This window comes from Candidatus Poribacteria bacterium (assembly GCA_026706025.1).
GTDB lineage: Bacteria > Poribacteria > WGA-4E > WGA-4E > WGA-3G > WGA-3G.
Window position 1 is genome coordinate 164,030 of sequence record JAPOZO010000052.1, and the last position, 21,208, is coordinate 185,237.

Consider the following 21,208-nt stretch of genomic DNA (forward strand, 5'->3'; position numbering starts at 1 on the left):
AAATATCGTTATGCCAAGCGCGCTCGTTGCCAAGCTTCAAAACGTAACGAGCGCGTTTCAGAAAGTCCATTTGTTATCGAGGATTTTTTACCCGGTACGTTCCACAGAATAACCGTGCAATCATCGCTTCCACTCGCAACTTCAATTGCGCAAACCGAGTTGATGACTTAACTCCATTAGACGTTTATTTATGCCTGTTTTATCAATCCGGTTGCCATCCACAAATTCTTGATATTCTGGCAACAACCCATCTGGGACCATCAGGCGTGAATTCGCTTCACGCAATGCTAACAACCCCATAAAGATTTGCATCTCCCGTGAATAGTCGGGTATGAAGTCGTTGAATGCTTGACGGAGCTCACCTTCCGTGAAGGTATCACGACCATTGCGTCTGGCGATGTTATTTGCACGTTGAACAATCAAGAGCAGATCTCGCCAAGTCAATCCGTCTGTTTCTGCGCCTCCGACGAGTGCCTGGAAATTAATGTTACCGGAGGTCTGTCCTTGACAGCAAATTTTTAAAACTTCTACTCTACCACCACCTGTAGGCGGTAGCATGATCAATTTGGTGTCAAAAATACCGTACCGTCGAAAGATGGATGGCATTAAATCCGGGCGTTGTGATCCCGCCACCCATATCACTCTACCGTGCAACGATACATCGTTCATGGCATTCACGAGGGCTTGCGGAAATGTTTGCGCGTGTTCTTCTGGATTCATTGTCGTATACGGGGATGCCTGCTCAATTTCATCGATAAAAACAACCGTCGGGGCAATGCCGCGGATAAAATTGAGTCCCGCATTCAGGTTCCGTTCATAAGTGTTTCCGTTTTCATTGATGTTTATTGTTACTTCACTGACCTGATTGGCGTAGCGGAGTCGGACAAAAGCCATGTTCGCCTCACCCGCGAGTACCCTTGCGGCATACACCTTGCTGGTTCCATGTGGGCCGAGGAAGAGCATGCCTCGCGGCACACGTCTCAGATCTCGATTTTTCATACCCGCTGCAATATCCCGGATGATTCGCATGACATACCAACCGTCGTCAGAAGGGCCTTTGCGAGTTTCACCGAGTTCAAGAACGCCGTGGCTGAAGGTCTTGAGACTCTCACGCCGATGTCTGAACAACGCTTCACCGTCTATTTTCCGTTGTGCAGATTCTGCCTGTTGCACAACATCGTGAACACCGAGGAGGTTTAGCCCTATTGTTTCCCGTGCCAAGGTTGCTTTCTCGCGATTATTCCCCAAGGTTTTACGCATCTGTGACGAACCATCCGAGATGTCATATAGATGTTCAATAAACCTTAGGCGTTCATTATAGTTCGGAAACGGAATTTCTATCATAGGAATCTCAGGATTCACGGTGAAATTCGGGTGTACGTCGGATATATTGTGCGTAACGAGCAGGACGACGTGCTTATGCCTTCGGATGTCAAGGTCAGATGCCCAATAGAGGATTTGGTTAAACAAGAGTTGTGCTTCATCTCCACCAACTTCATTCAGCGACGGATCGTTCGGCGTGAGCAGCTCGAGAAAATTGATTACCAACCCAATGCTTGTTCTGCCTTGCCGCAAGAGACGGTTTAATTTGCTCCGCAACTCTCCAGAAGGCGAAGGATCCAAGGTCACTAATGGATCTTCATGTTCTTTATTAAACGCTAAATCGGCATTAATTCTTCGGCGTACAAGCTGCGGATCTACTTCCTGTTCGGCGAGATTAACGTCTTCAACTTCTCTAAAGCGACCCAAAGTCTGAAGCCATGTCGCGACACTCTGAAAATGGAAAGTCCCTATTTTGTTGTACTGTGGGAAGATCTCAAGTGTTCTCTGCATATTTCGCCACTGACCAACTTTAGGGAAATGAATCCCTTCTGATGTATTATATCCGAGAACGAGTTGGCAGCCTAATAAATTGAGCTGCGCCATGAGATAGTCCGTAGTACGCAAGTAGCCGTAAACATCATCGTATAGCAGATCATTTATATTAAAATGGAGCAGAAATTGGTGAGCAGAACCCGCATCATAGTGTTTTTTAATTTCATCCCAGAACATTTTGCCTCCGCAATTTATAGTAAATTCCAAAAATAAATACACACTTTCAGTTTTCCCTGGTAGGTGCGGTTTCCTAATCACACCATAGGTGTCAATTTAAGAAAAAATAACTGTTGTGGTTCCCAGGCCCGGTAGGTTCGGAATGTAATACAAGGAATGGATTTAGTCTATTCCCAGACTAAATCCCCCAACCGAACCGGGTTTTACACAGAAACCTTGAAAACTTCAAAAACCTCTTGAATCCCGTAGGGTTTATTTCCTTGGGTGTTTCTTTAAGTATCTGTGTAGAAAAACGTGACCTCACAGAACTAAGCCCGTAGGGGCGGCATTCTCGGCATAGTAAGTCTGAACTGTGATTTCTGCGATTTCTGTGATTTTTGTGATAAGATTTCTGATGGCAAATCAGGTTCTGATTGTGGCGTTGAAGTTTCTACAGAGGTGGCGTTCCCGTGGAACTGCTGAGTCGTCAGGGCTGGGTTTTCAGTATTCAGTTGCTTGTGATAGGTGCTCTTATCATGGAAATCATAGCCATCAGAAAAATCACAGTTCAGAACGCAAAATTGGAAAGCGTGAGGAAACCACCCGTCCCGGTCTGGGTGCCGAGGTTGTTTTTGGGTGCCGAGATGGCTATTTTTCTAAAATTGACACCTATGGTGCGGTTTCCTAATCACACCGATGTTGAGTGTATAAATAATTACAGAAGCTACTATAAACAATCAATGGCGAGACGACTTGTGATGCTACGCTAAATGATTATGCGCGACCGGTATTTTAATTACATGATGAACCATATACCGATCCGCGCTGTGACAATGCCAAGAATTGCACCTGCAAGCACATCTGTCGGATAGTGGACACCAAGATAGACACGTGCGATACCAACTGTGGTTGCCCAGAAAAATATTGGGATGCGTAAAACTGGAAAGAAACTTGCCAAGAGTGTCATCATCAGAAAAGCGGAGGCGGTGTGCCCTGATGGAAAACTGAATTGATCCGGTGGACGGACTCGAAACTCGACATCCACAATGTGTTTACAAGGGCGATCTCGTTTCATTGACTGTTTAATGAGATGATAGAGGAGTCTCTCAAGCGGGAAGGCAATTGCCGCTGACAAAAGAAAGGGTTTGCTAATCGTGGAATTATATGTTAGATATACATAGAGTCCTAAAAATGGGTAAATCCATCCGTTAGCACTCCATGAGATCAAACGAAATGAACGATTGAGGATAACGCGTTCGTCGCCCCAACTAAAAATGTGCTCGAACAGCAACCTATCCCATCGCGTCAGACTGTTTGTAAATTCTCTTAGCATAGTTTGTAAGGTAAGCAGGCAGAGGTATGAAACCGACCCACTCTATTTCCTTTTGTTCTCTTTGACCGACTCCGCCCACTGAAAAGCAGGGAGCAGCGAGGGGTTTCCTCTACCAGCAATACAGTAGATATTATACCACACATACAAACAAAGGTCAAATCTTTTTTCTTTTTATTACGCCTCAGCCTTATATATGATAGCAGCGTTTCACCTAACATCTAAAGAAGTGGGAAACCTTCACGCCGCGGACATCATAACTTCTCACGAAGCCTTTGGATCCACATAATCAGCGAGATCTCTGAGCGCGATGACGCTGTAATCGTTTTCAGCAAGGTACGCCATATACGCCTCAAATTGTTCCGGTTCTATGTGAACCCATGGATGCTCAAGGTCTGGCACCCCGTGGAACGTAAGAATCGCAATATTCCCATCTGTTGCTTGGGCAAGTGCCCATGTGAAATCATCAAAGTTCCAATGGGGGCCCGCGGCTCCGGTTGTCGGGATTAGGAGCGGATGGTGTTGTGTGGGGTTATAAGCCGGGCCGCGCCCGCCTTCGTTGTCGTAAGGAAATTCAGGCGCGACACCACGCCTCGCAAAATCAAAACCGTGTGACGCAAGCACCTCAACAGCTGCTTCACCGTGGCTATAACCGGGGTAACAGAACGTTGTGGGTTGCGGAATGCCGTAAGCCTCACATCGCGCATCAATATGTTCAAGATCCGCGCGCAGCTCCGCCGCGGACTGCTGCGTGACGTTTCGATGGTACTGGGTATGATTGCCGATCTCGAAACCCGCATCGTGTAACCCACGTACCTCCTCCCACGTCATGTAGGCATCTTTATTCGTCAGGAAGTTCAGCCCTTCGGTAATGTAGAAGGTCGCTCCAAAGCCATAAGATTTCAGGAGCGGACCGACAAAAGTCGCCTGCGATTTACAGCCGTCATCAAAGGTCAACACGACGAGTTTATCAGGGATTGTTTTGCGTGAATTGTTTTTCATACTGTTGGAGTTGTGTCCAAAAAATAATGCTACATTGCATTGCCAGATAATTATAACCACAAACCGCTGTTTAAATCAAGTGAAAATTACATCAACAACCTTTTTCTGTAGAAGCACTCTCCGAATCGCGACCTCTTCGATTGCCATCAGGGTCATTCAATTCTCCGTTTTTGGTGTTGTATTTTGCACAGGTGTTAATACTTTATATATGTTATGTTTTTTGAAAAACCGCAGAAATTTTCGCAGCATTTCGCACCGGATCCTGGAAAAAAAGACATCCAATCCAATAATTTCTTAAAATTGAATAACCCTGCGACTGCCAGAGAAAATGCTTGAAATGCTTGACAAAAATTCCAAAATACTTTAAAATGTTCAAAGGAAAATAATGGAGGTGTAATTATGATTGATCGACGCGCATTTCTAAAATCGCTGGCCGGTTTGACAACGGGTATTCTTTTGTCATCAGCTTGTGCCGAAGGTGATGAAGAAAATAGTCCCAGTGACCGCCTTGGTGCGCTCTTGCCGACACGACGATTCGGTCGCACAGGCGAGGCTGTGACAATGCTCGGCGTTGGTGGATGGCATATCGGCGATATGACGGAAGCTGAGGCTCAGAAAACAATCGAAACCGCGCTTGAAGGCGGTGTACGCTTCTTTGATACCGCAGAAGGTTATCAGACAGGCGGCAGCGAGAGTCGCTTAGGAAAACTCCTTGTTCCAAAATATCGAGATGATGTCTTCCTTATGACAAAGACAAGAGCACGGGACGCCAATGAAGCATGGGAACACCTTGAAGGGTCGCTCTCACGCCTCAATACAGACAGACTTGACCTCTGGCAGGTACATGCTGTACGAAACCCGGCAGACGTGGATGAGAGAATTGAAAACGGTGTTTTGGATGTTATGCTTGAGGCTAAGGAGACTGGAAAAACACGTTATATCGGGTTCACAGGGCATTCAAGTCCCGCTGCCCATCAACGCGTCCTTGAAAAGACGGATATTTTTGACGCTTGTCAATTATCAATGAACCTTGCTGACGTTAGTTACGAAAGTTTCATTGAAAAAGTCGTACCAACCCTCGTGGAGCGAAACATCGGTGTGATTGGCATGAAAGCCTTGGCAAACGGCGGGTTCTTCGGCGGTTCGCAGCACGGGCGGCACGGTACGAATCCGAAAGTCGTCCCGGATCGCGTCAGCGTCTCCGAAGCGGTTCGGTTCGTCTGGGCACTGCCCGTCAGCACGCTCGTTACCGGTCCCGACAACGCCAAGCAGATGCAAGAGAAAATTGATATCGCCCGTGAATTCACGGGTATGGAAGACGACGAACGCCAGAAATTGATAGAAAAGGTTGAGGATATGGCTGGAACAACAGTTGAGTTCTACAAAGCCTAAACTCTTTAGGATTTACGCATTTCCTTTTAAAGTACCCCTGATAAGCGGGATTTAGGGGTTAAACACAATCCAATACGCTCACTGCAAGGTATTTTCAGCAAATAGGTTTCCGATTTTCTGTTCAATTTGCGTAAGTCCTACTGTTAAATAAAAAAGGCAAGAACGATGTGTTCTTGCCTTTTTGTGTTGGTGTTGGTCCCTTATTTCTTTAGGGTTGCCCATGTGGTGGTGAGTTTGCCGCTGGGCGAAACGTCGAAAGCCGCGTCCAACCCATCATCCATGATACTCTGAATCTCATCCTCACTCAGAACCACATTAAAGATAGCCACATCGTCAATGATGCCTCTGTATTTACCAGCATAACCAGAACCAATGAGCAAATTGAGATTGCTGGGGCTGGAGTCTCCACACGGGTGAGCACCACATTTCAGCCATTTATCTTGGCCCGTAACCTCACCGTTTTTGTACATCTTATACTCGCGTTTTTTGACATTACGCGTCTCAGCGACGTGAATCCATTCGTCATCTACGAAAGTACCAGGGGCTGGTCTTGCGACCTCCACATACGGCTGACAATTTCCGCCACAATCGCCCCAATAAAAACTCAACCGACCATCTGGCTCCTGTGTCAAGCAGCCTTCACCACCATAAGATTTGCAAACTATGTTTTGGCGACCACCCGCTACGCTTTCAGGTCTCACCCAAACAACAATTGTCACATCTCCGTGGAACTGCAGTGATTCATCATTTCCCATATCCACAAAGTTTGTACCATCAAACTCAAGAGCCTTGCCAAATTTGCCATCCACCCACTTCGGTTTACTCATGAGTGTCCCGTCGTTCCCATTTTCAGAAGCGTCTTTTGCAGTATCCCCTTTACCTTCATCAAATTTCCATATACCTACGATAGTATCAGGGTCTAACACGGCATAACTTGAAGCGGTGAACATACCCGCAATAAATAGAACGACTATCCCAGTCCATACCCATCTGGCTTTCATTGTTTACTCCTCCTTATGTTGACATACTTCATAACACTAAAATTCAAAAGTTATGCGCTCTTATAGATAGGGTTTCTGCTCAGGCAAAGTCCATAGTTTAGGTTGAGCCTGAGTGAACTTCAGCATTTTAATTATCTCGTATCTCGGAAGAGGGTTTTGTCTAAATAATAGTGCTGGAACTGGCGGAAATCCTCTCTTAACCGCGTTACAGCATATTAATTGGAAATGATAACAGAATCATAACAGGTTTATCAAAAATAGTCAAGAAAAGATTTCTACATTTTAGTCCCGTAGGTATAAAACACCTAAAACTAAATATCCCTAATTTTGATACAGGGCTATTCAGTTTTCCTTTTTTTATTCTGATTTTGGACCTCCAGGCCCGGTAGGTGCGTGTTTCTAACCGCACCGGATCTTTAAAAGAAAATACGAAATCGGATAATTTCTTAAAACTAAATGATCCTGAATTTTGATAATAATTTACTTGTAATTTTTTCTCGTCTATGATAAAATCGGAATCAATAGTAAAAGCGTTGCGCAGCTTCAAAAAAGGTTCGTTGATTTAATCATGGAAACTTGTTTCCGTAAGTCGTATTCATAAAACACAATATGCGGACTTTTGTTTTCGCGTTTGTTCTTATCTGGCTATGCATTCCTACGAAAGCAGACGTAAGATTTACGGATGTCACTGACGCAGCGGGTATCGAATTTCAGCACTTCACCGGGGCAACCGGCAAACGTTATATGCCGGAAACAATGGGAGCTGGCTGCGCCTTTTTGGATTACGATGCCGACGGGAACTTGGACATTCTACTCGCGAACGGCACAAATTTGACGCTCGTAGACCCGACCCATACCCCTCGGCTCTACCGAAACATCGGAAACGGAAAGTTTATTGATGTTACCAAAGCAGCAGCACTGGATGTCCCCATGTACGGCATGGGTATAACCGTTGCCGATTACGATAATGATACTGACCCCGACATCTACTTTACCAATGTAGGTGAAAACCGACTCTTCCGAAACAACGGCGACCAGACTTTCACGGATGTTACCGAATTTACAAATGTGGGCGATACAAGTTGGTCGACAAGTGCTGCCTTCTTCGATGCCGACAACGATGGTTGGTTAGATCTCTTTGTTTGCAACTACGTTGATTGGACACCTGAAACTGATATTCCGTGTGTCGTGAATATCGCAGGTGAGATGCCGCCACCGCGCACCTATTGCACGCCGAATGTTTATACCGGGCAATCCTGTCGATTCTATCGTAACCGAGGGGACGGCACGTTTACCGACAGGACATCAGAAGCCGGACTTTCCAACCCGATAGGTAAATCGCTCGGTGTTACGCTTCTGGATTTCAATCGCGATGGTTGGATTGATCTCGCTGTCGCCAACGATACCGAACCTAATCTTCTATACCGGAATAACGGGGACGGCACATTTACCGATGAAGCCCTTGTCATGGGAATCGCCTTCAGCGAGACAGGGAAGGCGCGCGGCAGTATGGGGATTGATGCCGCGGATATTTATAATAGTGGTGGTCTCGCAATCACTATTGGCAATTTTAGCAATGAGAAGACCGCATTCTTTTATGCTGAACCCAATGATTCCTATTTTACGGATAGAGCAGATAACGTAAAAATTGGTGCTGCAAGCCACCGTCTACTAACGTTTGGACTGCTGTTTTTCGATTGTGATTTAGACGGCGCACTTGACCTGTTTTGCGTTAATGGACATATTGAACCAGAGGTGTCGCGCTATCAGCAGCATACCCCGTATGCGCAGATGCCCTCGCTGTTCCGAAATCGTGGTGATGGAACATTTCAAGATATCGCTAAACATGCTGGACTTACACGCGCAAGTGTTGGACGCGGATGCGCTTATGGCGATTACGATAATGACGGTGATCTTGACCTGCTTGTAAGCAACAACGGCGCGACGCAAACGCATGGCAAAGTGTGGCTCCTCCGTAACGACAGTACGCCATCGTATAATTACCTCCGCGTCAGAACAATAGGTACCCGTAGCAACCGTGATGGAATCGGGGCTAAAATCCGATTGACATCAGGCAACACTGTCCAGCAGCAGATGATCCGTACAGGCAGCAGTTACTGTTCTCAAAGTGAAGTGGTATTGACTTTCGGGTTGGGGAACAGTGATATAGTTGCAAACCTTGAAATCCTATGGCCCTCCGGCGAGATAGACCGGTATGTAGAACTCAAAGCGAACCAACTTATAGAGGCAACCGAAGGAGCATCCGAAAAATGAAACTGCGAGTATATGGATGTCTCTTTCTGACAATTTTAGGGCTAATTAGCGGATGCCAAAGTAACGAAAAAACGCCAGCAAAAGAACAGTCTACGTCCGCAACACCGACGAAATCAGCGGTTTCACCCTCTGCACAGGACTACAATAACCGAGGAACCGCTTACCAACGTGCCGGTAGACTCCAAGACGCGGCATCGGCTTACCAGCAAGCTATTAAGATAAAGCCGACGTTGATTGAGGCACATCATAATTTAGGCACAGTGTATGTCATGCAGGGGAAGCTTACCGAAGCGACTGTTGCGTATAAGCGTGTTATCCAATTACGCCCTGACATGGCGGAGGCTTATGTGGACTTAGGCAGAGTCTATGGATTAGCGGGACGGCTTGATGAGGCTATCGCCGAATACCAGAAGGCACTCACGCGTGATCCAACGCTCGTCTACGCGCATTATGGGATTGGTCTCGCTTACAGGCATAAAGGCATGTTACCAGCAGCCACAGTCGCACTCAAGCAGGCGATGGTCCTGCAACCAAACTTCACCGATGCGTTGATGCAGCTTGGCTACATCTACCGAGACACAGAACAGTTCGCCGAAGCAATAGAAGCCTTCACGACAATAACGCAAATCTATCCGAAAAACGCGAAAGCGTATCACGAACTCGGTGTATGCCATACAAAACAGGACGCATACCCCGAAGCCGTCAAGGCTTTTGAAAGAGCTTTACAACTAAATCCCGAAGCAGTTGAGACGCAGAACTTACTGCGGGTAGCTCAGGCACGCGCCGCGCGTCAAAATTAATCGTATCTGTATTTGTAGGAGTGAGCTGCCCCTGCAACCTCTGTTTCACTTTTCAAATCTGTATTTGTAGGCGCGAGTGTTTTTGATTGGGTGTTTTTCTCGCTCGCGACTTCCATTTCACTTTTCAAACGTCGTTCAGAAACCAGATCAACATGCTATATTTTGACGTTGTAGCATGCAAATTGTAGGTTTCCAAAACTTCCAACAGAAAATCCGAACCTGTTTATTAACAAACTGTTTAATTTAATCCAGGACTCACGGGCACAATTTTCAGCATCCACCTTTGAAAAGAGTGGCTTTTCAATAGAATTGGGCGTAAAGCGGTTTGTGGAAGTCCATAATTAACGCCAAAGGAGAAAAAAATGCGTCAGGTTGTGTTTTGTATTTTATGGATAGCAGTGTTCTCTGTACCAACCGTTCTCGTGAACGCTGCGGATATTGAAGATGGACTTTGGATGTATTTACCACTCAACGAAGGGGCAGGCGAACAGGTCATCGACCACGGTCCCAACAATTTTGATACCGAACTCAGTGAAGTTCCTCCGAAATCGGTGGCTGCCGAACATAACGACATCGCAACAGCGATGGAATTTGATGGTAAGTCAAACTATGTCATGATTGACATGGCGGGGCAGGGGAAGGACATCGATTCGCATTTCGACGAGGGAAAGGGGATGACTATTTGCGCCTGGGTGAAAGTGTTAGACGTTGCAACCGATACGCATGGACAGACCCGTCAGCCCGTTGTCATGAAAGGTGGCGCCAATCAGTGGGAGTTCGCGCTCTATGTCTACGACAACTTCGGAGCAGGGATGTCGGTTTGGACGTGTCCGGGTTCAGGGGTCTCGGAGCCGAGCACCGCTGACGCTGCGCCGCAAGACAAATGGATTCACCAATGCGGCACGTTTAAGTTAAAAGAGGGCGTACGGGTCTACGTGGATGGGAACGAAGATCCCGTCGCACAGGCAGATGATAACGGCAACGGCCCCTGCGAAGAAGGCGATCGTCCTGTATTCATCGCACACCGTGAGGATGGGCAGTTTCTAAATGCCGTCATCGCTGAAGTTTATATCTGGGAACGCGTCATTGATATTGATGAAATGAATCTTGCCATGAACACAATTGGCGGATTAACACCGGTTCAACCAGGCGGTAAACTCACAACCACCTGGGGCAACATCAAACGCCGCTAACCCAATTAACGTCAAAGGAGGAAAAAATGCGTCAGATTATGTTTTGTATCGGGTTAATAACAGTGTTCTCCGTATCAACATTGCTCGTGAATGCTGCGGATATTGAGGATGGGCTTTGGATGTATCTGCCTCTGAATGAGGGAGCAGGGAATAAGGTTAGTGATCATGGACCCCACAGTTTTGACACAGAACTCAGTAAAACTGCCCCGAAATGGGTCGATGCCAAACACGATGACATCCGAAAAGCGATGCAATTTGATGGTAAGTCAAACTATGTCATGATTGATATGGCGGGTCAGAAGAAAGACATCGATTCGCATTTCAACGAGAAGCAGGGAATGACTATTTGCGCGTGGGTAAAACCGCTAAAGGTTGGCACCGATGCCCACGGACAAACCCGTCAGCCCATCGTCATGAAAGGTGCCGCTAATCAGTGGGAGTTCGCGCTCTATATTTACGACAATTTCGGTGCAGGGATGTCGGTTTGGACGTGTCCCGGTTCCGGGGTCTCAGAACCAAGCACTGCTGGCACCGCCCCACAAGGCAAATGGATCCACCAATGCGGCACGTTTAAGTTGAAGGAAGGTGTGAAAGTTTACGTGGATGGGGACAAAGCTCCTGTGGCGGAAGCCGCTGATGGCGGTAATGGGCCTTGCGAAGAGGGTAATCGTCCTGTGTTCATCGCACACCGTGAAGATGGACAGTGGCTAAATGCCATCATCGCTGAGGTCTATATGTGGGACCGCGTGATTGATATTGATGAGATGAATCTTGCCATGAAAACAATTGGTGGGTTGGCGGTGCAGCCGGGAGGTAAACTCACAACCACTTGGGGCAATGTGAAACGTCGCTGACCGTAGTCTTAATCAAGATAGGTGCGGTTCACATGCAATCTGCATTCCTAACCGCACCGGACCTCAAAGTAAGGCTAAAAGTTTCCCTATTATGTTGGGCGAGGCCTCTCTGCCTCGCCCTAATTTGTTCATGAGATGACTTCTATTCACCAAAATGGCTCGCAACCAGTGTTAAATCTAAGATATTCACAACGTTATCTCCATTGACATCAGCGGGTGTAGGTCCCGTCTGCCCAAAATTCGCTGCTACCAAAGTCAAATCCAGAATATTGATTACACCATCTTTGTTAACATCCCACGGCAGTGTTGGTGGCTCAACGATTTCACCATCTTCGGTCGTTACAAGAAGCTCTGTTCCGATACGACTCGAAAGGATGGCCTCGCTTAATGAAAGCGTCGAGGCTTTTACAGCGACTACTTCAAACGTTATCGTCAATAAGGTGCCTTGCGTGGCATCTGCTGCCGTGCGGGCTGTCGATGCAAGAGTTATCTCGTCTGTGCCAACAGTCGCAGGGAGGGAAAAGAGGGCACCCGGAAGGTACGTTCCCTGTTCCCATGAGATATATTGAAGTGCCGCCGAGTCGAATTGAAGTGATAGCTGATAACCTGCTACATTTTGGGCGTTAGCAATATCAACAGTGATACTGAACTGTTCACCAATACCAGGCGATTCAATCGAAGCAGGTACTATACTGACAACAATTAAGGGTGGTTCGACGCTGAGGAGTCTCGCAAGTTCATCAATTTCCGCAGGGTTCTGGAGTAACGTATGAACTTCCGGATCATTGATGAACGCCTTAACCTCCACGTCGTCCTTGAGGAGCATTATGAATCTATCCTCGATCTCTGGAGCGATTGTTTTCAGTAGGTCTGGATCCTCTGCTACCAGTTTGATCGTAGCAGGTTGCAATAGTGCTTGTGTATCTGGATGCTTGAGTATTGTGAGAACGTCCGGCAGCAGCTCCCGAATATCCTCGCGTTCAAAAAGCATTTGATACCTGTCAAAAATCAGTGGTGCAAGTGTGAATGCTTCTATTTCAAGTAGACTGGCAAGTTCATCGATCGCTTCACTATCTTGGAGTAACGTTTGAACATCAGGATCCCTAAGCATCATTTGGATGTCAGTATCCTCTTTTAACAACGTTATAAATTCATCACTGATATCCGGTATAAGGGTCTTGAGGATGTCCGGATCATCCAGTACTGCGTTTATAGTCGCAGGCGTTAAAAGCGATTGGTTCTCCGATTTCTTGAGCTCAATAAGAACTGTTGGCAAGACTTCTTGAACATCTTCTCGTTGTAGAAGTTCTTGGTATTCTTGAAATACCTGTTCAGCGAGCGAAGTCGAAACCTCTTGACCGGAAACCTGAGTTGTGTAAACCAAGCACATGCTTAGTATGAAGAGGGTAGTGAACCGTTTAAAGAAAATATGAGACATTATGTTCCACTGGCGAAGCGGATTCCAACCGTGTAAAATAAAGAGAAGGATTTCAGCCTCGCCAGCACCTTTTTAATCCATAGAGTTGTGAACTTGTTGCGCCTAAGCCATTACCTCGCCAGATGTTGGATTCAATTTGAACCCGCCTGCCATAATATTGTTGTAGGGCTCTTCTGGCGCACGTCCAACGGGACGCATCTCTGGGGTGTGATACCCGAATCGAACCGCTTTCCGCCACTGATCTGTTCTATTGACTTCCGACCAGTGGATGAGGCAGTAACTGAAGAAAATCACATCACCCGCTTTTGCAGGTATCGGGATTGAATCAATGAAATCTGGATGAAATTTATCAGTCGGCAGATGCGGGGCAGTACCTTCACCTGTAATGTGTTCGCGAGGTCCCTCTTTATGACTACCGGGAACAACCCGCAGCGCGCCACTTTCAAACGGGGCATCATCGAGATGGACGAGGCAATCAACGAAGTCGAGACCATCGTGTGGATAGAACGGATAATCCTGATGCATCGGGAACGGTGTGCCTTTTTCCGGCGGCTTCGCATGGAGTACCGTATGATGCCACTGGATCGTATCACCGATAAGTGAGCGCACAGCACCTGTCAGTCTTTCGTGAAAGATCACTCTACCCCATGTAGCCGAGTAGAAGTGTGGGTTGTGCATAAAGACAGCCTTCGTCGTCTGCTGATCCTCTTCTTTGAGATAGCGTGTCCGCCAAGGACCCGGCCAACCGATTGTCTCCTGTCCCCAGTTATTAATAATCTGCACCATTTCGGATGCCAGTTCTTTCGTCTCCTCTGGTGCGAAAAGTTGGTCAACCTTGAGATAGCCGTTCTCATTGTAAAAGTCAACCTGTTCTTGCGTTAGCATGTCAATCTCCTTATTGCTATTGAATGTCTGCGCCTAAGTGCCAGAAAATGTCGGTTATTCTAAATTCTACTTTAAAACCTCATATTTTGTCAACTTTCTTTGTGTAAACACTCAGACACCTGCTATTCTCTTGTGGAAGTGACATCCCGGAGTTCCCCAATTATAGTAGATTTCGTAATTACTTATACACTCGTATCGTCGTGTGAACTTTGAAGTTATATGCTACAGGAACAGTTTCCTATGCTACAAGGAAACCCAAACTAAAAGTTTAGGCTACAAGTGTAAAATTATTTTCGGATTTTACTATAAAATATGGCAGTTTGGACAAAAGTTTTTCGGCGATTGCATAACGATGCTCGGTGCCTTCTGCGTCGCGCTGTTCCGCGGCGTAATGGGTATAAGAAGATTCTTCTATTTCTGCCATAGGCGTGTCCTCCAGCGACTGCATCGCAGGTTTGTGTCTTTGGATCCAATTAATGCAAAGTCGATTTGCGATGACGTAGAGCCACCCCGCAAATTGATTCGGATTTTTGAGTGTCGAGAGTTTTTTGTATGCTTGAAGAAAGGTATCTTGTGTAATTTCTTCGGCATAGTGAAAATCGCTAACCTTCCGCCATGCGAGCGCGTGAACACCCCTTTGGTGCCTTCGGACTAAAGTATCGAAAGCATCATCGTCGCCTGACAGAATTCTGCGAATCAGTTGAGCATCGTTTTCCACCGTCACAATCCTCCATGATACACGAACAGATTTATTTCTACCCGCGTTCCCATCATAAGTTATCTCATAAATAATTTATAGTGAAACCTAAAAATAAAGAGATACTTTCATCCGCGGGTAGGTTCGGTTTCCTAACCGAACCTACACAGAGTGTTCTATTAATTCTAAACTTTACTATAATCAACTTAAAAGTATCGTATAGCACATCATCAAGAAAGTCTGCTATTTTTCCATGTTCTATTTGCGTTTAATATCGCCCCAAGTTGTTGCTAATTTTCCAATAGGATCAATAGCAAGGGCACCAGCAATTTCCTCAAAGAAACTTCTCTGATCTATTGCTTTGTCCGGATAGATGTCAACGGTGGCATGCGTTTTATCGTCGAAATGCAGGTTCATATATGCAGTACCAGATTTTTCACTACATCGGTAAAGGAGGACATTCCCACCTTTTTGCAATTCAATTTCGATGTTATAGTCAACTTCCCGCGCGCCCCCTGTCCAGTGAGAATTATTGTACCACTTTTCGCCGTTAATCCAAATCTGTGCGTGGTCGTCATGGGCAGGAGACATCACGGCTTTCATGTCCTCCGGAGCCTTAATAACAATAATACCGTAGGTATCAATGTGATTTATGGGGCCATCCCTGTTCATGTGGTGAGGGTCCGCAGGATTAATTTCAAAGACTTCCCAACGTCTGGTTCCACCATGCTCCCTATCCCATCGGACCAGAACATTTTGCGTCAGTTTTAAACCTTCAATAGTCGAAAGTTTGGGCTGCGTCAGTTTACCCTTGGTGCCTTCCTCAATAAAGTCTTTCCGGGCGGAGCCAAAGAATCCACTATTCTCGTAGTTCCCGTTAGGTCCGTAATACTTCCTGATCCAGTTTTTGTTCTTTGAGTGGTCTTCGTTCAACGCGTCTTCGGCTGGGCTTTTGAACCAATCCGCCTCTTTTAAAGGCCCCCCCTTTATGTTAACCTCCCCTTGCGTGAATGCAAGATGGGAAACGTTCACAACCAGCGCGAACATAATCCCTATAACGAACGCGAACCGGTAAAACTTTTTCATTGAAATTTCCTTCCTTATTATTTTCCTATAGTTTGGACAATTTTAGGAATTATAGTGCGAAAAAGCAGAAAAAGAGGTATCCTTTCATAAACACACAACTGTTTTGAAAGGAACGTAAAAAATGGACCTCCTTTTCTGCTTAGGAGATATTCTATCGGATTTTCGACATTTATTCAATCAACAAAACTTCGCACTTTTCAAAGCGTTTATCTTCGGATTCATCGCCAATATCGGTATTTCTGCGTCTTTACAACAGATTTGACGCTTGAGATACCCCAGATCGTTGAATACTATCGCCAAAGGTGGCATCTCGAAACTGCCTTTCGAGATGCCAAGCAGCATTTCGGATTTGATGCCTATCGCACCAAATCTCGGAAAAGCATCAATCGGTTCGTCCAACTCAGTTTTGTCGCAGCGAGTCTCACAAAGTTGTTATTCACAACACCCAACGCTACGCAGAAAGCGATAAGTGTTGAGAAAGTCTGTCAACGTCTCGGCATTCATTGGTATCGTCCAAAGAAACTTACACAAGGCTTACGGGTGGCTTATCTACGCTCACAAATGGCGGTGGCTTCATTTTCTGCCAAGTTCAAAGAAAAAACAAACTCGCAGAATATTAAGATGAGTTTTCAAGACGATACACCCCTGCCTTTTGACAAGGCAGCATAAGTTTACAATAGTGTCCAAACTTTAGTATAAAATAAATAATACGTGAGAATATGTCGGGTTTCCAAACTATACGTTTATGTCAAACTCATGTTAAAAATGAAATAAATTTGCATTTCTAAATTATATATGTTATCATAGATAATGTAAACTTAGATATGTAAATATAAATAAATTTAAATAGAATCAGTCGAACAGAGACACAAATTAGGCAATTGGTTATCTCGGTCTTTGGGTATCCGTTTTGGATTCTCAACGAAATACAACATGGCACGAAAATTTTAGAAAAGGAAGTAAGAAAATGTTGATTTATACATGGCGCGGAGAAGAGTATCTGGTAACGCAAGATTGGTTGGTAGGCGACCTACACATGCCGATGAACACTGTCACAGAGGCAATCGTTCGAGCTGCCAACAATAGTTGGGATGCCCATCAGATTGAGGCATACATACGCGAGGCAGTGGCAGGACTTGGATTAACGCACGCGGAGGCAGCAGTTGTTCCACCTGCTGAAGAGATATCTTTAGAAAATGCCGAAAGTGGCGAACCGCTGGAACTCGTCATTAATGGCGAAACGTATCATTTCAAGACAGATCAATATGAGACGCTCAAAGACTTTGCTGTCTGGATAGCTGAGACCTTGAATCAGGCAGTGGAACGCGTAACTGCGGCCTATGTTACCCAGTTAGAAACACATTTAGAGAACGCAGGATTCTCGAAAGGCGATATAACATTGAAAATCGAAAAGCGATGAACTTATAGAAGTCAAAAGTCCCGTAGGTGTTTTTGCTTGGTGTGTTTTTGCAATGTAATACAAGGAATGGATTTAGTCTATTCCCAGACTAAATCCGGTATTTCTGCGGATTTCCGTTAGGTTGAACGGATGCCACCAAAACCGTGAAAATCAGAGAAAACACAACCTTCTCCAGATACGCCACGTTCACCGAAGACCGAGTGAAACCCAACTTTACACTGTCAGGGTCTCGGAAACAGCAAAGCTATCCTTTTAGTGATTTTCGCTGTATTTCGTAATAGCATCTCTATAGATGCCGCCCCTCTGGGGCTAAGGTTTTGGGTTAATGCTTGTTTCTACACAGATGCTGAAGAAATACCCAAGCAAATAAACCCTACGGGATTCAAGAGGGTTTTGGGATATACACAGTTTGTGGATAGAACCCGGGGTGGTTAAGCAAGTTTGAATATTAAATTTGCACATTTCCCATCAATATCGGGCGGGGAAACCCTGGGGGAAACACCCAAGCAAAAACACCCTACGGGTTCGGGTCCTGCGGAAAAATCGAAAATTAATACTTTATTATTTAATATTGCTTAAGCAAGTTTCAATATTAAATTTACGTTTTTGATCTTCTGGTCAGTTGGAAGTATGGAAGTTGAGAAGATAGTGAACGTAGCGTTTCTTCCAGTCTTCCAGTTTTCCACCCTTCCTCAAAACATGAAATTTGTTTCTTAATATGGCTTAAGACAAATAGGATGTTACATTTTCCGTGGTAATATTTTTTTTCAACGAAGGATCGCACAAAAAATGCCTCTCAATCCTTACAACGATTGGGTTTACGACCAAATTAAAAAAACACCAAAAAAACGAAAAAAGATACCATTTGGTATCTTTTTCCTCGGATTGGTATCTTTTTTCAGACGGAAGCGCATCGGAATTTTGCTAAATATTTAGAGGTCTCATCCTAAAATTATTTACCTTGTGAATCCGAACCAGACCACCGACAATCAATAACGAAAAAACCAAATCTTGAATTAATTTGCGACCTGTTGTATGATAATCGCATCTTGTATCAAGGAGAGAACACAGAAATGAGTCTTTTGGGGATTGATGTTGGCACGACAGGGTGTAAAGTCATCGCATTTCGTGAGGACGGGACGCTGCTTGCACAAGCGTATGGGGAATATCCGTTGACCCATCCGCAACCCGGTTGGTCGGAACTCGACGCGAATGTCGTCTGGGAAAACATCGCGACCGGCATTCAGCAGGTTGCAACAGAAACGAAATCCGATCCTATTGAGGCAATCAGCGTCGCCTCACAGGGTGAAGCCGTAACACCAGTGTCTGCAGACGGACAGATTTTAGCGAACGCGATTACGACTTTCGATGCGCGCACAGCAGGCATCTGCGACGAACTAAAGCAACACATAACGCCTCTTGAGGTGATGCAAATCACCGGGATGCCGATAAGCGATATCCATACCCTCCCGAAACTGATCTGGATACAACGGAATCAACCTGACATCTATCGGCAGGTATCAAAGTTCCTCGGTTTTGAAGATTTTGTCTACTTCAAACTCGGTATTCCGCCTATGGTGGACTATTCCCTCGCGGCACGCACGATGGCTTTTGACATTATCGACAAATGCTGGTCAGAAAAAATGCTCGGCTTGGCGGATGTAGACGCGACGCTTTTCCCTGAGACCGCACCGTCAGGGACCGTCATCGGTGAGGTGAGTGCCAAGGTTGCTGACGAACTCGGTCTTCCGCAAGGTGTCGTCTGTGTTACAGGTGGACACGACCAACCCTGTGGTGCATTGGGCGCAGGGATCATTCGGAGTGGTGAGGTCATGGACGCAACCGGCACCGTTGAATGTATCGCACCCGCCTTCACAGAACCTGTCATTAATCAACAGATGATAGACGGGAACTTTGCCTGTTATCCGCATGTTGTTGATGGATTGTATGTCACACTCGGTTTCGTATCAAGCGGCGGCGTTGTGCTACGATGGTATAGAGATACCCTCGCGCAAGCAGAACTCGCCCAAGCAGCCGCAGAAGGACGCGATGTCTATGACATACTGTTGGAAGATATTCCCGATTCCCCGGGGACAGTAATGGTACTACCCCACTTTACCGGGTCAGGGACACCTTATCTTGACTTAGAATCGAAAGGCGCGATTGTCGGATTAACACTTTCGACAACCAAAGGTGAACTCGTCAAAGCGGTATTGGAAGGCATCAGTTACGAGATTAAACAAAATCTGGCTATGTTACAAGACGCAGGCGTTGTCATAAACGAGGTGCGTGCTATCGGTGGTGGTGCGAAATCTGAGAGGTGGCTGCAACTCAAAGCCGATATGTTTGGCAAAAAGGTCATCGCTCTGGATATATCAGAAGGTGTCTGTCTCGGCACTGCTATCCTCTCAGGCACAGCGATAGGCAAGTACGATTCCGTTGAAACAGCCGTCGAACAGTTAGTCACACCCCGTGATGTATACTATCCGCGCGAGGCACTCGCGCAACAGTACGATGAAAAGTTGAAGGCATACGCACAGATTTATCCCGCACTTCGCAGCCTGAATTATGAATTGTAAACTCAGTTTGACATACATTGGATCGGAAAGAGAAACCGATGGAAACACACGTTGTCGGAATTGACATCGGCGGTACTAAACTTGCCACTGTTGTCGCGGATAGCACTGGGCACATCCTTAGCAAAGTCCGCAAACCGACGCTCGCAGAAAAGGGACCGGAATACGCCCTTCAATTACTATTTCATATGGTGCGTGAAACAGTTGACTTGGCAGGTTTGACGCAGGAATCGGTTTCAGCAATAGGTGTGAGTTGTGGCGGTCCTTTGGATACGAAAACCGGGGTCGTTTATTCACCACCGAATTTGCCTGGCTGGGACGCGCTGCCCCTTAAAGCGCAGCTTGAATCCGAATTCCACATTCCAGTGACGATCGAAAACGATGCGAATGCAAGTGCACTCGCAGAATTCAGGTTCGGTGGTGGGCGCGGTTACAATGCCGTACTCTATATGACGATGAGTACGGGAATCGGCGGCGGTATTGTTATTGATGGACAGATTTATCACGGAGCCAACGATAGTGCAGGCGAGGTTGGACATCAGATATTGCTACCCGACGGACCACTTTGTGGGTGTGGTAAACGTGGCTGTCTTGAAGCACTCTGTTCGGGTCCTGCAATCGCACGTCGTGCCCAAGATGCGATACGAGAACAACTCGCAAATGGAAAGGCATCAGCGACAACCCTCTTAAATCTTGCCAACAACAGTATCGAAAATGTTAAGTCTGAGCATGTACTCCAAGCGGCGCGGATGGGGGATGTTCTGGCTTTGCAACTCGTTGACGAGACCGCATATTATATGGGATGGGGTATCGCGAATTTGGTAAACATTTTGAATCCTGACATCGTTTTATTAGGAACTATTGCAATCGCTGCGGGTAACCTTTTACTTACTCCGATTCGGAAGACGGTTTCAGAATTTGCTATGGCACGTCCCGCAGAAACTGTTAAAATTGCGCCAGCACAGTTAGGGGACGCATTAGGCGACCTCGCCGCTATCGCATTGGTCGTCTGAAAATTACAACTGTCTATAAAAATTGAAGTGTTTCCGTAGGTTGGGTAGAGTGGTGAATGACCAAAAATCTCCAGTCTATGAGAAAAATCCTGATTTTCAATGACACGTTCATGGAAATAACCATAGCGAAACCCCAACACCCCAAACGCTGATGGTGTGAGAATGCGTTGGGTTTCTCTCGTATCTCGGTGATTTCAGGTTTCTTGATGAACTCAA

The 21,208-nt window shown here is 46.0% G+C and carries 19 protein-coding genes; 11 read left to right on the forward strand and 8 right to left on the reverse strand.

The features are described from left to right. Window positions 1-141 precede the first annotated feature (141 nt). A complete protein-coding gene (locus OXH00_11620) occupies window positions 142-2,052 on the reverse strand; it encodes an ATP-binding protein (protein MCY3741659.1) in 1,911 nt (636 codons plus the stop codon). A 449-nt stretch (window positions 2,053-2,501) separates the two neighbouring features. Between OXH00_11620 and OXH00_11625 the strand changes: the two genes are divergently transcribed. Then, window positions 2,502-2,801, forward strand: a complete 300-nt coding sequence (locus OXH00_11625) for a hypothetical protein (GenBank protein MCY3741660.1) — start codon at window positions 2,502-2,504, stop codon at window positions 2,799-2,801. A gap of 26 nt (window positions 2,802-2,827) precedes the next feature. On the opposite strand, the gene OXH00_11630 is transcribed toward OXH00_11625, so the two are convergent. Further along, window positions 2,828-3,364, reverse strand: coding sequence for a phosphatase PAP2 family protein (locus tag OXH00_11630; GenBank protein MCY3741661.1), 537 nt, complete (start codon window positions 3,362-3,364; stop codon window positions 2,828-2,830). A 261-nt stretch (window positions 3,365-3,625) separates the two neighbouring features. Next, the gene (locus tag OXH00_11635; protein MCY3741662.1) at window positions 3,626-4,363 is read right to left on the reverse strand and encodes a polysaccharide deacetylase family protein; all 738 of its coding nucleotides are present in this window, start codon (window positions 4,361-4,363) and stop codon (window positions 3,626-3,628) included. Between the two features lie 399 nt (window positions 4,364-4,762). On the opposite strand from OXH00_11635, the gene OXH00_11640 reads away from it, so the two are divergent. After that, entirely contained in the window at window positions 4,763-5,755 is a 993-nt protein-coding gene (locus OXH00_11640; protein MCY3741663.1) for an aldo/keto reductase, read from the forward strand. Between the two features lie 200 nt (window positions 5,756-5,955). On the opposite strand, the gene OXH00_11645 is transcribed toward OXH00_11640, so the two are convergent. Continuing rightward, window positions 5,956-6,756: a LamG domain-containing protein gene (locus OXH00_11645; GenBank protein ID MCY3741664.1), complete on the reverse strand. Its 801-nt coding sequence runs from the start codon at window positions 6,754-6,756 to the stop codon at window positions 5,956-5,958. A gap of 609 nt (window positions 6,757-7,365) precedes the next feature. Here OXH00_11645 and OXH00_11650 point away from each other — a divergent pair. The 4 genes from OXH00_11650 (at window position 7,366) to OXH00_11665 (ending at window position 11,877) form a co-directional block, all read left to right on the forward strand. Next, window positions 7,366-9,030: a CRTAC1 family protein gene (locus OXH00_11650; GenBank protein MCY3741665.1), complete on the forward strand. Its 1,665-nt coding sequence runs from the start codon at window positions 7,366-7,368 to the stop codon at window positions 9,028-9,030. After that, the gene (locus OXH00_11655) at window positions 9,027-9,830 is read left to right on the forward strand and encodes a tetratricopeptide repeat protein (GenBank protein MCY3741666.1); all 804 of its coding nucleotides are present in this window, start codon (window positions 9,027-9,029) and stop codon (window positions 9,828-9,830) included. Before OXH00_11650 ends, OXH00_11655 begins: the two co-directional genes overlap by 4 nt. A 362-nt stretch (window positions 9,831-10,192) precedes the next feature. Continuing rightward, entirely contained in the window at window positions 10,193-11,023 is an 831-nt protein-coding gene (locus tag OXH00_11660) for a hypothetical protein (GenBank protein MCY3741667.1), read from the forward strand. Between the two features lie 26 nt (window positions 11,024-11,049). Then, window positions 11,050-11,877, forward strand: coding sequence for a hypothetical protein (locus tag OXH00_11665; protein MCY3741668.1), 828 nt, complete (start codon window positions 11,050-11,052; stop codon window positions 11,875-11,877). Window positions 11,878-12,019: 142 nt separating this feature from the next. Here OXH00_11665 and OXH00_11670 read toward each other — a convergent pair whose 3' ends face one another. The 4 genes from OXH00_11670 to OXH00_11685 all read right to left on the reverse strand — a co-directional run bounded on the left by OXH00_11670 (window position 12,020) and on the right by OXH00_11685 (window position 15,983). Beyond that, on the reverse strand, window positions 12,020-13,261 hold the full coding sequence (locus tag OXH00_11670; GenBank protein ID MCY3741669.1) for a cohesin domain-containing protein: 1,242 nt from the start codon (window positions 13,259-13,261) through the stop codon (window positions 12,020-12,022). A 156-nt stretch (window positions 13,262-13,417) separates the two neighbouring features. Next, complete coding sequence (locus OXH00_11675; GenBank protein MCY3741670.1) at window positions 13,418-14,200, reverse strand: phytanoyl-CoA dioxygenase family protein; 783 nt, start codon at window positions 14,198-14,200, stop codon at window positions 13,418-13,420. A 268-nt stretch (window positions 14,201-14,468) separates the two neighbouring features. Further along, window positions 14,469-14,918, reverse strand: a complete 450-nt coding sequence (locus OXH00_11680; GenBank protein ID MCY3741671.1) for an RNA polymerase sigma factor — start codon at window positions 14,916-14,918, stop codon at window positions 14,469-14,471. 237 nt (window positions 14,919-15,155) lie between these two features. After that, complete coding sequence (locus OXH00_11685; GenBank protein ID MCY3741672.1) at window positions 15,156-15,983, reverse strand: hypothetical protein; 828 nt, start codon at window positions 15,981-15,983, stop codon at window positions 15,156-15,158. A 121-nt stretch (window positions 15,984-16,104) separates the two neighbouring features. Between OXH00_11685 and OXH00_11690 the strand changes: the two genes are divergently transcribed. The 5 genes from OXH00_11690 (at window position 16,105) to OXH00_11710 (ending at window position 20,992) form a co-directional block, all read left to right on the forward strand. Next, the gene (locus OXH00_11690; protein MCY3741673.1) at window positions 16,105-16,245 is read left to right on the forward strand and encodes a hypothetical protein; all 141 of its coding nucleotides are present in this window, start codon (window positions 16,105-16,107) and stop codon (window positions 16,243-16,245) included. Further along, entirely contained in the window at window positions 16,242-16,652 is a 411-nt protein-coding gene (locus tag OXH00_11695; GenBank protein MCY3741674.1) for a transposase, read from the forward strand. The genes OXH00_11690 and OXH00_11695 overlap by 4 nt, the downstream gene beginning before the upstream one ends. Before the next feature lie 298 nt (window positions 16,653-16,950). After that, window positions 16,951-17,403: a hypothetical protein gene (locus OXH00_11700; GenBank protein ID MCY3741675.1), complete on the forward strand. Its 453-nt coding sequence runs from the start codon at window positions 16,951-16,953 to the stop codon at window positions 17,401-17,403. A gap of 1,073 nt (window positions 17,404-18,476) precedes the next feature. Next, the gene (locus tag OXH00_11705; protein MCY3741676.1) at window positions 18,477-19,982 is read left to right on the forward strand and encodes an FGGY family carbohydrate kinase; all 1,506 of its coding nucleotides are present in this window, start codon (window positions 18,477-18,479) and stop codon (window positions 19,980-19,982) included. Between the two features lie 38 nt (window positions 19,983-20,020). Further along, window positions 20,021-20,992 carry an ROK family protein gene (locus tag OXH00_11710; protein ID MCY3741677.1) on the forward strand — a complete coding sequence of 324 codons (972 nt, stop codon included), beginning with the start codon at window positions 20,021-20,023 and terminating at the stop codon, window positions 20,990-20,992. Window positions 20,993-21,208 lie beyond the last annotated feature (216 nt).

Coding starts and splice junctions, on each gene's coding strand:
- OXH00_11675 (MCY3741670.1), bottom strand. CDS start 14,200: ATGCTAACGCAAGAACAGGTTGACTTTTACAATGAGAACGGCTATCTC.
- OXH00_11700 (MCY3741675.1), top strand. CDS start 16,951: ATGTTGATTTATACATGGCGCGGAGAAGAGTATCTGGTAACGCAAGAT.
- OXH00_11710 (MCY3741677.1), top strand. CDS start 20,021: ATGGAAACACACGTTGTCGGAATTGACATCGGCGGTACTAAACTTGCC.
- OXH00_11620 (MCY3741659.1), bottom strand. CDS start 2,052: ATGTTCTGGGATGAAATTAAAAAACACTATGATGCGGGTTCTGCTCAC.
- OXH00_11655 (MCY3741666.1), top strand. CDS start 9,027: ATGAAACTGCGAGTATATGGATGTCTCTTTCTGACAATTTTAGGGCTA.
- OXH00_11685 (MCY3741672.1), bottom strand. CDS start 15,983: ATGAAAAAGTTTTACCGGTTCGCGTTCGTTATAGGGATTATGTTCGCG.
- OXH00_11665 (MCY3741668.1), top strand. CDS start 11,050: ATGCGTCAGATTATGTTTTGTATCGGGTTAATAACAGTGTTCTCCGTA.
- OXH00_11630 (MCY3741661.1), bottom strand. CDS start 3,364: ATGCTAAGAGAATTTACAAACAGTCTGACGCGATGGGATAGGTTGCTG.
- OXH00_11645 (MCY3741664.1), bottom strand. CDS start 6,756: ATGAAAGCCAGATGGGTATGGACTGGGATAGTCGTTCTATTTATTGCG.
- OXH00_11705 (MCY3741676.1), top strand. CDS start 18,477: ATGAGTCTTTTGGGGATTGATGTTGGCACGACAGGGTGTAAAGTCATC.
- OXH00_11650 (MCY3741665.1), top strand. CDS start 7,366: ATGCGGACTTTTGTTTTCGCGTTTGTTCTTATCTGGCTATGCATTCCT.
- OXH00_11690 (MCY3741673.1), top strand. CDS start 16,105: ATGGACCTCCTTTTCTGCTTAGGAGATATTCTATCGGATTTTCGACAT.
- OXH00_11635 (MCY3741662.1), bottom strand. CDS start 4,363: ATGAAAAACAATTCACGCAAAACAATCCCTGATAAACTCGTCGTGTTG.
- OXH00_11640 (MCY3741663.1), top strand. CDS start 4,763: ATGATTGATCGACGCGCATTTCTAAAATCGCTGGCCGGTTTGACAACG.
- OXH00_11660 (MCY3741667.1), top strand. CDS start 10,193: ATGCGTCAGGTTGTGTTTTGTATTTTATGGATAGCAGTGTTCTCTGTA.